This window comes from Agrobacterium tumefaciens (assembly GCF_031801495.1).
GTDB lineage: Bacteria > Pseudomonadota > Alphaproteobacteria > Rhizobiales > Rhizobiaceae > Agrobacterium > Agrobacterium tumefaciens_K.
In genome coordinates this window covers 252,108-264,867 of the sequence record NZ_JAOEGC010000001.1, presented here as the reverse complement: position 1 = coordinate 264,867, position 12,760 = coordinate 252,108, and the positions used below count along the sequence as shown (strand labels likewise).

Sequence of the window (12,760 nt, the reverse complement as noted above, 5' to 3'; positions counted from 1 at the left end):
GGCTCTTTCACTTTGCCGCAGCGGCGCGTTCGAGGTTCGCCTCGTACTGGAACTTACCGGACATGTACTGCTTCGGCCACGGAACATTCTTCAGACCGATCTTCGCTGCTTCGTGCAGAACCCAGGCGGGATCGGCCAGATGAGGCCGCGCCACCGCGCAGAGGTCTGCACGGCCTGCGGAGATGATCGAATTGGCGTGGTCTGCCTCGGAAATGGCCCCGACCGCTATGGTTGGAATGCCGATTTCGTTGCGGATCTTGTCGGAGAACGGCGTCTGGAACAGGCGTCCGTAGACCGGCTTTTCCTCTTTCCAGACCTGACCCGATGAGCAGTCGATGAGGTCTGCGCCTGCATCCTTGAACATCTTGGCGAAGATCGCGGCATCTTCCGGCGTGTTGCCGCCTTCCGTCCAGTCGTGGCAGGAAAGACGAACCGAGATCGGCTTGTCTTCCGGCCAGGATTCACGCACGGCGGCGAAGACTTCCAGCGGATAGCGAGCCCGGTTCTCGTAAGATCCACCATATTCGTCCTCGCGCCGGTTGGTCAGCGGCGACAGGAAGGATGAAATCAGATACCCGTGGGCTGCGTGGAATTCGAGCCAGTCGGCACCGGCTTCTGCCGCACGCCGCGTCGCGGCGACGAAATCGCCTTTCACCCGGTCCATATCGGCACGGTCCATCGCTTTCGGAACGGCGCTGTGTTTTAAATAGGGGATCGCCGAGGCGGAGAGAAGCGGCCATCCGCCTTCCTCCAGCGGCTGATCGATGCCATCCCAAGCCCGTTTCGTCGCACCCTTTCGTCCGGCATGACCGAGCTGGATGCCGACCTTGGCCGCGCTATTGGTGTGGGCGAAGTCGATAAAGCGCTTCCAGCCTTTTGTCTGTTCGTCATTCCACAGCCCCAGGCAACCGGGGGTGATGCGTGCATCGGCAGAGACGCAGGTCATTTCAGCAAAGACCAGACCGGCACCGCCGAGTGCACGGGCGCCAAGATGCACCATATGGAAATCATCGAGAAGACCGTCTGTCGCCGAATACATGGCCATGGGAGAGACAACGATGCGGTTTGGCAGCGTCGTGCCGCGCGCCGTATAGGGCGTGAACATCGGCGGCAGGCAGCGCTCGTTTTCCTTGACGGCGAGGCCGGATTGGCGGGCAAACCAGTGCTCGTAACCCTCAAGCCATTCCTTGTCGCGCAGGCGCAGGTTCTCGTGGCTGATGCGCTGGGAGCGGGTTAGCATCGAGTACATGAACTGTTCCGGGGGGAGCGTGTCGGCATAGCGATCGCCGACGACTTCGAACCATTCCATGGCGTTGCGGGCGGCGTTCTGAATGCGTGCCACGTCCACGCGACGGATGTCCTCATAGGTCTTTAGAACGTCGGCAATGCTGCCTTTGCCGTGACCGGCCTTGTTGAACTGGTTGGCAAGCTCGATCGCATCGTCAATGGCAAGCTTCGTCCCCGAGCCGATGGCGAAGTGAGCGGTGTGAGCGGCGTCGCCCATCAGCGCCACATGGGAATCACCGTTGAAGTGGCTCCACTTGCCGCAGATCAGCCGGTTGAAGTTCAGCCAGGCTGAGCCGACCAAGTGCCGAGCATTGGTCATCAGCTCCGCACCCTCAAGCGTTTCAGCGAAGAGGCTCTGACAAAACTCGATTGATTCCTGCTGGCTCATCTGGCCGAGACCGTGCGCCTCATAGGCTTTATCGGTGGTTTCAACGATGAAGGTCGAGGTATTCTCGTCGAACTTGTAGATATGTGCCTGGAACCAGCCGTGGTCGGTCTTGCGGAAGTCGAAGGTGAACGCGTCGAACAGCTTGTTTGTGCCGAGCCAGATATAGCGGTTCGGGCGCTTGACGAGATCCGGCTCGAAGATTTCCGGATAGCGGTTGCGAATCTTGGAGTTGAAGCCATCGGACGCGATGACCAGATCGGCATCGGGGAAATCCTGGTCGCCACCGGCATCGGTTTCGAAGACGAGTTCCACGCCGAGCGCCTCGCAGCGGCTCTGTAGAATATTGAGAAGCTTTTTGCGGCCAATGCCGACGAAGCCGTGGCCGGTGGTACGCTGGCGCGTACCTTTGAAGAGCACTTCGATATCGTCCCAGTGGTTGAAGGCCTGCTGAATTTCATCAGCGCTTTCCTTATCCCACTTCTGCATCGACGCCATGGTCTGGTCGGAGAAGACGACGCCCCAGCCGAATGTGTCGTAGGGGCGGTTACGCTCAACGACACGGATGTGATGCTCAGGGTGAAGTTTCTTCATCAGCAGGCTGAAATAGAGCCCTGCCGGGCCTCCGCCGATACAAACGATACGCATGTACGTTCCCTTCTCCTTGTGGCGAGCACAATTTATTTTAAACTTAAAATATGAGTCGATATTGCGGTTGTCAACACGGAAAAAGGAAGAACAGGGGCTTGCATCTCGATGGGTCACAAGCTGTCGATGGTGATCTAACCAGTCCCAGCCTGGTCTCAGTTGAACTCAGCGCCTATCACTCTACCCGATCTGTGCCTTGATCGCGGCGAGACGGGTCAGACGTGCGACCCTTTTCGGGCAGCACATGTTGCCCTGATTGAGAAGGTCGTCGTGCAGGTTGTGGTAACCGTGGACCTTACCGCTCTCGTCCCACGCCTTCAGGAGCGGATCGGTCTGTCGTTTGTCCTCGCTGGCGCGCCTGCTTAGCGGGTTCTTCAACCAAGCGTAAAATCCACTGGGATGAATCCGCAGAAGGCGGCACATCGCACGCGCCGAACACTGCGGGAGATGCAGGACAATGAACGCTTGACTATCATCTTGCATCCCTGGCGAAATACGCGGCCGCTTTTTTTAGGATGTCTCGCTCCTCGGTGACACGAGCCAGTTCCTTCTTCAGCCGCCTGATCGTCAACATGCGAAGATCGCCAAGGTGCGTGATGAGCTCACGCGTACTGCCTCTGCTGGCCATAGGAAGGCATTTGAAAGCCAGCTTCGTGGCCGGTGGGCTCAAGTTGGGCAAATCAAGACAGCCGGTCAGCGGCCGAAAGCCTCTGAAGTGGCAAAAACATGAGCCCGAAAAAACTTGGTTGGAAATGTTGGTAGGAATAGGTCGGAGGGTTTTGCGGATCGCGTCCCTAAGGAATTGATATATCTATCAAATTTGGAAATATACAAAGGTTTGGTGGAGCTAAGCGGGATCGAACCGCTGACCTCTTGCATGCCATGCAAGCGCTCTCCCAGCTGAGCTATAGCCCCATAAGGGTTCCGGCAATTTTGTCCGGTTCCGGGAACCGAAGCGGCTGTTGTTCCGTTCGGTGGCGGCTTAGTACTTCGGCTTTCCGAAGAGCGCAAGCCAAAAAAACAGCCCGACGTCATTTTTTTGTCGTCGGGCCGTTTTCATCAACAAAATCAAACTTCTTCGTCGTCACCGGTTACGCCGATGATGCCGGACATATCGTCATCGTCGTCATCTTCGTCGGTTTCGAGGAAGGTGTCGTCGTCGTCGCCGATTTCGACGTCGTCATCATCGCCCATATCCGGAATGTCATCGCCGCCGTTGTCGCCATCGGCGTCTTCGAGCGAGACGAGTTCGACTTCCGTGTTTTCGGTATCGACTTCCTGGACGTCTTCTTCTTCAGCCTGCTCGAGCTTTGCCTGTGCGGTGCTTTCCTCGAAGAAGGAGAGCGGCCAGGATTTGCCGGTGTAGGGGGAAACGACCGGATCACGGTTCAGGTCGTAGAACTTCTTGCCGGTATCTGGATCTGTACGCTTGGTACCAAGTTCCGCTTTTGCCACTGTCTAAGCCTCAAATTGTCGGATGAGTTTCGGTGTGTACGCCGTAAAACCGGCATAGACGGTAAAATTTATAGCCGGTCCCCTTAATCGTTGCGGTCTTTCGTGTCAAAGACAAACTTCCGATGCTTTCATCTTGGCGCATCCTTTGCCATCAAGGCAATCATGGATGTGACAGGAAGACGTTTCGACACACTCTATATATATCCATGAACGGGCAAGGCAGTTTCATGACTTTTACGATCGCCATCGATGGTCCCGCGGCCGCCGGCAAGGGAACGCTCTCGCGCCGGATTGCCGAGACCTACGGCTTCCACCATCTCGATACCGGGCTGACCTACCGCGCCACTGCCAAGGCGTTGATCGACGCCGGCCTGCCGCTTGATGATGAGGCCGTCGCTGAGAAGATTGCGCTTGAGCTTGATCTCGGCGGTCTCGATCGTTCGGTGCTGTCGCGGCACGATATCGGGGAAGCGGCTTCGAAGGTTGCTGTCATGACGCCGGTGCGACGTGCCCTTGTCACGGCGCAGCAGCGGTTTGCGCGAACCGAGCCCGGCACGGTTCTGGATGGACGGGACATCGGAACGGTGGTCTGCCCGGATGCGCCGGTGAAGCTCTATGTCACCGCTTCCCCGGAGGTTCGCGCGAAACGGCGTTATGACGAGATCGTCGCCAACGGCGTCGCTGCCGATTACGATGTGGTTTTCGCCGATGTGAAGAAGCGTGATGAGCGTGATATGGGGCGTGCTGACAGCCCGATGAAGCCGGCTGAAGACGCACACTTGCTAGATACGTCGGAAATGAGTATAGAAGCGGCGTTTCAAGCCGCGAAATCGATCATCGATGCTGCTCTGAAGAAATAGATTCCTCGCGGAACCGCATCAATTGTTTCGCGTTCAGACCGGAATTGCCCGAAGACATGTCCTCGCGCCGGAAAGCCTTTTGAAAAGGCGGGCATGAGTTCGGGTATCATCAACGCTAGCCCACCGGCGCTTCTGTATCCGTCACAATCGGATGCACTCAGGAGATTTCATGTCTGTATCTACCCCCACGCGCGAAGATTTCGCAGCGCTTCTCGAAGAATCCTTTGCCTCTAACGATCTCGCCGAAGGCTATGTTGCCAAGGGTATCGTAACGGCAATCGAGAAGGACGTTGCCATCGTCGACGTCGGCCTCAAGGTTGAAGGCCGCGTTCCGTTGAAGGAATTCGGCGCGAAGTCCAAGGACGGCACGCTGAAGGTCGGCGACGAAGTCGAAGTTTACGTTGAGCGCATCGAAAACGCTCTCGGCGAAGCTGTTCTGTCGCGCGAGAAGGCTCGCCGCGAAGAGAGCTGGGTCAAGCTCGAAGCCAAGTTCGAAGCTGGCGAGCGCGTCGAAGGCGTTATCTTCAACCAGGTCAAGGGTGGCTTCACCGTCGATCTGGATGGCGCCGTTGCCTTCCTTCCGCGTTCGCAGGTCGACATCCGTCCGATCCGCGACGTAACTCCGCTGATGCACAACCCACAGCCCTTCGAAATCCTCAAGATGGACAAGCGTCGCGGCAACATCGTTGTTTCGCGTCGTACGGTTCTCGAAGAGTCCCGCGCCGAGCAGCGTTCTGAAATCGTTCAGAACCTCGAAGAAGGCCAGGTTGTTGACGGCGTCGTCAAGAACATCACCGATTACGGTGCGTTCGTTGACCTCGGCGGCATCGACGGCCTGCTGCACGTCACCGACATGGCATGGCGCCGCGTCAACCATCCTTCGGAAATCCTCAACATTGGCCAGCAGGTCAAGGTTCAGATCATCCGCATCAACCAGGAAACCCACCGCATCTCGCTCGGCATGAAGCAGCTCGAGTCCGATCCGTGGGATGGCATCTCCGCCAAGTACCCGGTTGGCAAGAAAATCTCCGGTACCGTCACGAACATCACCGACTACGGTGCATTCGTTGAGCTGGAGCCGGGCATTGAAGGCCTGATCCACATTTCCGAAATGTCCTGGACCAAGAAGAACGTACATCCCGGCAAGATCCTGTCCACGAGCCAGGAAGTCGACGTTGTCGTTCTCGAAGTCGATCCGTCCAAGCGCCGTATCTCGCTTGGCCTGAAGCAGACGCTGGAAAACCCGTGGCAGGCATTTGCCTACAGCCATCCGGCCGGCACTGAAGTCGAAGGCGAAGTCAAGAACAAGACCGAATTCGGCCTGTTCATTGGCCTCGAAGGCGACGTCGACGGCATGGTTCACCTGTCCGATCTGGACTGGAACCGTCCGGGCGAACAGGTCATCGAAGAGTACAACAAGGGTGACGTCGTCAAGGCTGTCGTTCTCGACGTTGACGTCGAGAAGGAACGAATCTCGCTCGGCATCAAGCAGCTCGGCAAGGACTCCGTCGGCGAAGCCGCTTCTTCCGGCGACCTGCGCAAGAACGCAGTTGTTTCCGCTGAAGTCATCGGCGTCAACGACGGCGGCATCGAAGTGAAGCTCGTAAACCACGAAGACCTCACCTCGTTCATCCGTCGCGCTGACCTTTCCCGTGACCGTGACGAGCAGCGTCCTGAGCGCTTCTCGGTTGGCCAGGTTGTCGACGCTCGCGTTGTCAACTTCTCGAAGAAGGACCGCAAGGTCATGCTTTCGATCAAGGCTCTGGAAATCGCTGAAGAGAAGGAAGCCGTTGCTCAGTTCGGTTCGTCCGACTCGGGCGCTTCGCTCGGCGACATCCTCGGCGCGGCTCTGAAGAACCGCGGCGAGTAATCGCCTGATCTTTTGAAATGAAGAACCCGCCGGAGCGATCCGGCGGGTTTTTTGTTGTCTTGCCAAGGCCCGTCGAGCGAGAGGATCTTTCAGACGATCCCGCCCATTCGCAGATAATAGTGTTCCGCGCTCTCATCGTTCATGCCGGCACCTGGGTCTTCAGCCGTCTGCACTTCTGCTGCGTCGTTGGCGGCAGCGCGTTCTTCCATTTCACCAGGTTCACCCTGTTCTTCGGCATTTTCATCAGCGTCGCCCTCCGAGAACGGGGGATGGCCTCGATGCGGCGTCTCTGATTCCGGCTCGTCCTTTGCAGGAGGGTAGGAGACAAAGGGCAGTGGTGTACCTTCCTTGGCAAGGAGGGAGGCGATGAGCGGTTGAGTTGCTGCCTGCTCGAATGTCGCTGTCTTCAACTCCTGCTCGGATAGTACTCTTGTAACGGTCTGGCTTACGGAGTGCTGTTCGGGCGTTTCGGGCTCGCTCCTTGCCGTTTGGGCCGTGGACAGGGGCGCATCGGTTTTTTCTCCCGGCAGGTTTTCAGGGGTCGCAGGAGCGGTCCCGCTCGCAACGGGTAAGGGGCGTTCATGAGTGGATGCCGTCGAAGGGCCTTTCCCGGTCAGCGCGGCAAACAGGAAACTTTCCGCTTCCTCGATCTGGAGTGCTATCTGGTTGGGAGAGGCATTTGGCGCCGGCCGCATCTCTGCGCGAGGGCGAGCCGCTGCTTCATGGTTTTGCCCGGCACTCTGGGGGCGTCCGTTTTCCGATTTCGTCAGATTATCGGACCGTGTTCCGGCCGACGTGGCCTTTGCCGATTCTGCCTTCTGATCTTGGTGCGCAACCTTTGCAGAAGGTTCGATATTGACGTCCTGCCTGGCTGGTTTGGGGGCTTGCACGCCGCTGTCAGCATTCTGAACGTTTGGCCTGTTGGGAACTTCAGGCAAAGCAACGCGGGCAGTCATGACGTCTTTCATCGGCGCGGCGAGTTGTGTCAACTGGGCGAAGACCTGCGCAACAAGCTTGTTTGCGGGGCTGCCAAGCGCCGCCTGGTTCGTGACAGGAGGGGCTTGTTCCCCGACCGGAGCGGGCTTCTGTGCATCCGGCATTCGAGAGGATGCTAGGGAGGTCGGTAGATCCGTTCTGTTATTTTGCTGATATGAGGTGACGACTGCTTTCGCGGCGAGATCGAGCCCCTTGTAGCGGGAAAGTTCGATTAGCAGGGCAAGACGTGCTGCATCCGGTCCCGCCGGATTTTTCAGAATGTCCGTCAGCATTGAAAGCGTCAGCCCCTGCAAGGCTTTGCTGACCTGCTGTTCGAGTGCTGCCCGCTGTGGTGCTGGCAGGGCCCGTAGCGCATCTGCCAGCCGCGCGACATATGCTTCTATTGCCTCTCCGTCCTGGCGGGGAAGGTTCATCAGTTTGCCGAGTGTTTCGGACAGGACGAAGGTACTGCGGGACAGCTGATATTCACTCGCGAGCGACGCGATGGTCGCCTTGGCGAAAAGGCTGCCGTCCATTTCAGCCGCGGATACCGCTATCGGCGCTGGAACGGTGCCAGCCGGTTGCGTGCGGCCAGCCGCTGCGGTTGTCGCGGTGTACGATGCATCTGCTGCAGGCAATTTCGGTACAGGCGGTAACATGATTCGCTCCGTTCGTATCGATAGCCGTCGCTGACCGTTCAAGGGTCTGTGCTGCTGGCCATTTGGCCAGATTGTTGGTGTTTGTCGCGACGGTGATGCACAGGTGTCATCTCGCCCGCTCATGCGGGAGCGTTGTGGTGCGCAACGTGGAAAATGCCCGTTGCCTTGCAGCACGCAGAATCATCAAACTCCAGACTGCGGTCATGAGGTTAATATTTCGCTAACCATGCGGCAGAGGTGGTAATCTAAGGCGAAACGCCGACGAACATGCGATAGAGGCCGTTATCGTCCGAATTGACGGAGGAAATGCGAGCGGGCTCGGTTCGCCTTGTTTCAAATGCTTCCGACGGCAGGGCATCGAGCCAGCTTGCTTTCGGAAACCCTCTTTCGGGTTTGGGGCTTGGCGCTTGGTCTACCGTCTCCTCGGCGAATAGGTCGTCACCGGGAACGGTTGATGGCGCAGCCATGGCAAGAAGTGCGCTTGCGATGTCCAGTTCGGCCTCATGGCCGTTGCCTCCGGGGAGTCGGGGAGTATGGGGCATCTTTGAACTCACATCATGTTTCGCTCAAATGTTTTGAAAACCTGTCGTCAGGCTGCTTTTTTCCGCAACAATTCATAAAGACCGTTTTCATCGATCGATATCGGTAGAATGTGTTTCTGGCCTTCTTCTACCACGGTCTGCGCGTCGAGCAGCTTTTCGGCGTCGTTTACATCATCCGCTTCAGTTGAAGATCTTATCTCAGCAGGCTGGTTGTCCTCAGCCTCGTCGGTGGGGGAAGCCTGGACGCTGCCTGTCGTCACGGACGACGGAGCGGAAATCATCGCCATTTCGCTATCGATATCGAGGGGTCCGGCCTCCTGGGCATCATCTGAACCGGCATCTTTCGAGGCGTCGATATGTTCTTTCACCGCATCCTGAAGTTTCTGTACGTCTTCCAGTTTTCCCTTGGCATCGAAATTCCTGATGTCGGCCTCGCGTTCGGCCGACACCTCGGCGTCATTCACTTCGCCTATGCGATTGTCATCCCGCTCCGCTTGCAGTTCTTCCTTGGTTTTCGGATCGGCGACATCTTCAAGGCGCTGGATAACCTTCAGCGTCTCGCGTGTCGTCATACCGCCGCTTTGTGCCTGCTCGTTGAGCGCCTCTTTCACGGCGCGCGCGGTCTCGCTCCACGGATTGGCGATTGCCGAGATCATCTGTTCGGCGCTGATGCCGAGTTCCTTAATTCCGGTACTTTCTTCAAGATCGTTGACGCTTTTTGGCAAAGAAGCACGTGCCGCCATGATGGCCTTCGTCATCTGCTCGCCGAAGTCTTCCTCCTGACCGGTCAGGCCCGCATTTTTTGCGATGCGTGCCGCAAGGGAGGCCATCGGATCGGTCCAGGATGTAACGGCGCCATTCATCACGTCGATGACCTGAGCTTCCGAAACGCCGAGAGACTTGAGGGAAATCTTGGTCGGGTTGCCCTGATAATCGGTTTTCTCGAAGTTGTCCGTCAGGGTCAGGGCGTCTTGCAGCCGTTGTGCGAAAGCAGCGTTCGTCTCGTCATTTCCCTGTGTCACGCCAAGGGCGGAGGAAAAGCGGGCAACGAGAGAGGCAAATGCATCGGGATCGGGCCGCATGGCGCCGAAGAGATAGGCGCTGATTTTTTCGTTGGCGGCGCGCTGGGACTGATCCGGCTGCGGTTGCGCGGCTTTGACTGTCTCGTCGTGTTTCGTACCGTTTGCTTTTTCCTGCTCTTCACGCTGACGTTCCTCGATCGTTTCGATCATGGACCGCATCAGGTCGCCGACTGCGATACCGGCTGTTTGCTGAAGAGGGGTAATCATGGAGAAAATCCCGGCTGCGACGTAGAGTTGCGGCCGAGATTATGCGAATGCGGTAAACCAGATGTTAAGAGTCTCGCCGTTCAGGCCGCCGGTTTCAGCTGTGGGCAAAAATGTCGGTTTCTTCCCAGCCCAGAAGGTCTAGCTTGGCGCGTGTCGGCAGGAACGCGAAACAGGCCGTGGCGTGGTCCATGCGGCCGTCGCGCACCAGGCGTTGGATCAGCTTGTCGCGCAGGGCGTGCAGGTAAAGTACATCGGAAGCCGCATATTCGAGCTGGGCGGGTGACAGCGTTGCCGCAGCCCAATCCGAAGACTGCTGCGCCTTTGAGATGTCAACTTCGAGCATCTCTTTCAGATTGTCCTTCAGGCCGTGCCTGTCCGTGTAGGTGCGCACCAGGCGGGAGGCGATCTTCGTGCAGAAAACCGATGCCGTGGTCACGCCGAAGGTATGGAACAGAACGGCGATATCGAAGCGCCCGTAATGGAAAATCTTTTCTCGAGACGGATCGGCAAGCATCGCCACCAGATTGGGCGCTTCCTTCTGCCCGGCAGCAATGCGGATGACATCCGCCGATCCATCACCGGGCGAGAGCTGTACGACACAGAGGCGATCTCTACGGGGAACCAGCCCGAGCGTTTCCGTATCGATCGCTATGGCGCCGGTATAGCGTGCAGCATCTTCCGCTGAAATATCGCCTTCGTGATAACGGATGGTGGCAGGCATGAGCTTCTCCGGTCGTGTCGCGTCTGTCGAATGGCGTATAACCGAAACAGCGGGTAGGCGATACCGTTGTTTTATCCCGCGCCCGTCCGCGCCTTGATGCTTGCGTTCTGCAATGTCGGCGGGTTAGGTTCCCGCAACATTCATTCTGATATGCATGAAATTCCCATGACAAAAAAAATCTATCTCGCAGGGCCGGAAGTTTTTCTCTCGAATGCTCGCGAAATGCTTGATCTCAAGGCAGCCCTCGCACGCGAAACCGGTTTTATTCCGCTTTCGCCGGGGGATCTGCAGATTCCGCCCGCCGACACGAAAATCCAGCATGGCTGCAATATCAATGCCGTCGATGAGCAGATGATGATGGAGGCGGATGCGGTCATCGCCAACCTCACGCCGTTCAGAGGTATCGCCGCCGACACGGGAACGAGCTACGAACTCGGCTTCATGTGCGCGCTGGGCAAGCCGGTTTTCGCTTACACGAATGTGGCCGCCAGCCATTTCAGCCGGATAACGACCTATTACGGCGGTGACATCATTCAGGACGAGACGGGGCGCTTTCGCGGGCCGGACGGGTTGTCGATCGAGAACTTCGACATGGCCGACAATCTGATGCTGCACGGCGGTATCCTTCGGCGCGGTGGTGTCGTCGTTGTCGGCAACGCGCCCGAAGGAGCGCTTTATACCGATGTTGATGCTTTCAAGTGCTGCCTGAAGCTGGCGGCTGAAAAGCTTCTTCAAAACACACAGACGGACATACAGAACAGAGTGGAGGCACTTTCATGACCGGAACCATTTTCATCACGGGCGCGACATCCGGTTTCGGACAGGCAACGGCAAGGCGTTTTGTGCGCGAGGGCTGGAAGGTCGTGGGGACCGGTCGCCGCGCGGAGCGCCTAACGGCGCTTGCCGAGGAACTCGGCGCCAGCTTTTATGGTGCCGCTTTCGACATTACGGACGAAGCAGCGATGCAGGCAGCGATCTCTGAGCTGCCAGCAGGTTTCCGAGACATCGATGTTCTCGTGAACAATGCTGGTCTTGCCTTGGGCACATCGCCCGCGCCGCAGGTGCCGCTGAGGGACTGGCACACGATGGTGGCGACCAATATCACCGGCCTCCTGAATATCACCCACCAGCTGTTGCCGACACTGATCGAGCGTCGGGGCATGGTGATCAACCTTGCGTCAGTCGCGGCGACTTACCCCTACCTGGGTGGCAACGTCTATGGTGGCACGAAAGCATTTCTGCGGCAGTTTTCACTTGGTCTGCGTTCCGATATGCATGGCAAGGGTGTTCGCGTGACGTCCATTGAGCCCGGCATGTGTGAAACCGAGTTCACACTTGTTCGTACAGGTGGCAATCAGGAAGCATCGGACAATCTTTACAAGGGCGTAAATCCGATCACGGCCGATGACATTGCCAACACGATCCATTGGGTCGCCTCTCAACCCAAGCATATCAACATCAACAGCCTCGAGCTGATGCCGGTCAATCAATCTTTCGCCGGTTTTCAGGTGTATCGCGAGAGCTAATAGAATCAGGCTTCTGGGGCGTGTGCTGAAAAACATGCTATGCTACCGAGGTCATGCAAAATTGCATTGCTGCATTGCGAGACTGGCTCTGTTAAAAGGTCAGTGATGCAACTATATTCAAATCATCGAAGCGGCGCACTCCTCCTCCCAGCGCCGATCCGATGTGGATCGACGGTACTCCTCCTCCCAATCGTCGATCAAGTTTGAAGCCTGCCGCACCTCCTCCCGCGGCAGGCTTTTTCTTTTTTCAGGTTTTAATCCCCCCCCCGTTGACCGAAGATGCATCTGTGCTCCTTCAGTCGTTTTGAGGAATATCCGGCCCGTTGTCCGGTGGTTGCAGGGGGGGGCTTCACAAAATCGCGAGTGAATTTTTAGCGGGGCGTCAAGGCAAGAGGCTGCGCAATCCGGCCTTTGACGAGCGTATTTTGCCTTTGTATAGATAAATATGCACAGTTTTGTTGCTCTCGTTGGCTTTGGCCCATTGCCTCGCCTTTCGCGTGTGTTATGCATAGTCAAAAGAACGCTTGGGAAGTTGGCCTGCAC

The 12,760-nt window shown here is 57.3% G+C and carries 10 protein-coding genes, 1 tRNA gene and 1 pseudogene; 4 read left to right on the top strand and 8 right to left on the bottom strand.

The window, feature by feature from the left end; genetic code table 11:
- Positions 1–7: 7 nt before the first annotated feature.
- From N7578_RS01290 to N7578_RS01275, 4 genes and pseudogenes are all read right to left on the bottom strand, one after another.
- Positions 8–2,320 (bottom strand): bifunctional salicylyl-CoA 5-hydroxylase/oxidoreductase, encoded by a 2,313-nt coding sequence (locus tag N7578_RS01290; protein ID WP_311108515.1) that lies wholly within the window; start codon positions 2,318–2,320, stop codon positions 8–10.
- A gap of 183 nt (positions 2,321–2,503) precedes the next feature.
- Positions 2,504–2,885, bottom strand: a pseudogene (locus tag N7578_RS01285) (IS3 family transposase); the annotation flags it as partial.
- A gap of 274 nt (positions 2,886–3,159) precedes the next feature.
- A tRNA-Ala gene (locus tag N7578_RS01280) sits at positions 3,160–3,235 on the bottom strand.
- A 153-nt stretch (positions 3,236–3,388) separates the two neighbouring features.
- Positions 3,389–3,775: a TIGR02300 family protein gene (locus tag N7578_RS01275; protein ID WP_311108514.1), complete on the bottom strand. Its 387-nt coding sequence runs from the start codon at positions 3,773–3,775 to the stop codon at positions 3,389–3,391.
- Positions 3,776–4,002: 227 nt separating this feature from the next.
- On the opposite strand from N7578_RS01275, the gene cmk reads away from it, so the two are divergent.
- Both cmk and rpsA read left to right on the top strand, forming a co-directional pair.
- A complete protein-coding gene (gene cmk / locus N7578_RS01270; RefSeq protein ID WP_311108513.1) occupies positions 4,003–4,635 on the top strand; it encodes a (d)CMP kinase in 633 nt (210 codons plus the stop codon).
- Positions 4,636–4,804: 169 nt separating this feature from the next.
- Positions 4,805–6,505, top strand: a complete 1,701-nt coding sequence (gene rpsA, locus N7578_RS01265; protein WP_269831886.1) for a 30S ribosomal protein S1 — start codon at positions 4,805–4,807, stop codon at positions 6,503–6,505.
- A gap of 89 nt (positions 6,506–6,594) precedes the next feature.
- Here the strand turns inward: rpsA and N7578_RS01260 are convergent, their stop codons facing one another.
- The 4 genes from N7578_RS01260 to N7578_RS01245 all read right to left on the bottom strand — a co-directional run bounded on the left by N7578_RS01260 (position 6,595) and on the right by N7578_RS01245 (position 10,691).
- On the bottom strand, positions 6,595–8,139 hold the full coding sequence (locus N7578_RS01260) for a hypothetical protein (protein ID WP_311108512.1): 1,545 nt from the start codon (positions 8,137–8,139) through the stop codon (positions 6,595–6,597).
- Between the two features lie 245 nt (positions 8,140–8,384).
- Entirely contained in the window at positions 8,385–8,681 is a 297-nt protein-coding gene (locus N7578_RS01255; protein ID WP_311108511.1) for a hypothetical protein, read from the bottom strand.
- Between the two features lie 47 nt (positions 8,682–8,728).
- Entirely contained in the window at positions 8,729–9,970 is a 1,242-nt protein-coding gene (locus N7578_RS01250) for a hypothetical protein (protein WP_311108510.1), read from the bottom strand.
- 94 nt (positions 9,971–10,064) lie between these two features.
- Positions 10,065–10,691 (bottom strand): ribonuclease D, encoded by a 627-nt coding sequence (locus tag N7578_RS01245; protein WP_311108509.1) that lies wholly within the window; start codon positions 10,689–10,691, stop codon positions 10,065–10,067.
- Between the two features lie 165 nt (positions 10,692–10,856).
- On the opposite strand from N7578_RS01245, the gene N7578_RS01240 reads away from it, so the two are divergent.
- Positions 10,857–11,471: a nucleoside 2-deoxyribosyltransferase gene (locus N7578_RS01240; RefSeq protein ID WP_311108508.1), complete on the top strand. Its 615-nt coding sequence runs from the start codon at positions 10,857–10,859 to the stop codon at positions 11,469–11,471.
- Positions 11,468–12,217 (top strand): SDR family oxidoreductase, encoded by a 750-nt coding sequence (locus N7578_RS01235; RefSeq protein ID WP_311108507.1) that lies wholly within the window; start codon positions 11,468–11,470, stop codon positions 12,215–12,217. Before N7578_RS01240 ends, N7578_RS01235 begins: the two co-directional genes overlap by 4 nt.
- The last annotated feature ends 543 nt before the right edge of the window (positions 12,218–12,760 follow it).

Excerpts from the sequence above, each read along its gene's own strand:
- N7578_RS01290 (WP_311108515.1), bottom strand. The coding sequence starts at position 2,320 with ATGCGTATCGTTTGTATCGGCGGAGGCCCGGCAGGGCTCTATTTCAGC.
- cmk (WP_311108513.1), top strand. The coding sequence starts at position 4,003 with ATGACTTTTACGATCGCCATCGATGGTCCCGCGGCCGCCGGCAAGGGA.
- rpsA (WP_269831886.1), top strand. The coding sequence starts at position 4,805 with ATGTCTGTATCTACCCCCACGCGCGAAGATTTCGCAGCGCTTCTCGAA.
- N7578_RS01260 (WP_311108512.1), bottom strand. The coding sequence starts at position 8,139 with ATGTTACCGCCTGTACCGAAATTGCCTGCAGCAGATGCATCGTACACC.
- N7578_RS01255 (WP_311108511.1), bottom strand. The coding sequence starts at position 8,681 with ATGCCCCATACTCCCCGACTCCCCGGAGGCAACGGCCATGAGGCCGAA.
- N7578_RS01250 (WP_311108510.1), bottom strand. The coding sequence starts at position 9,970 with ATGATTACCCCTCTTCAGCAAACAGCCGGTATCGCAGTCGGCGACCTG.
- N7578_RS01245 (WP_311108509.1), bottom strand. The coding sequence starts at position 10,691 with ATGCCTGCCACCATCCGTTATCACGAAGGCGATATTTCAGCGGAAGAT.
- N7578_RS01240 (WP_311108508.1), top strand. The coding sequence starts at position 10,857 with ATGACAAAAAAAATCTATCTCGCAGGGCCGGAAGTTTTTCTCTCGAAT.
- N7578_RS01235 (WP_311108507.1), top strand. The coding sequence starts at position 11,468 with ATGACCGGAACCATTTTCATCACGGGCGCGACATCCGGTTTCGGACAG.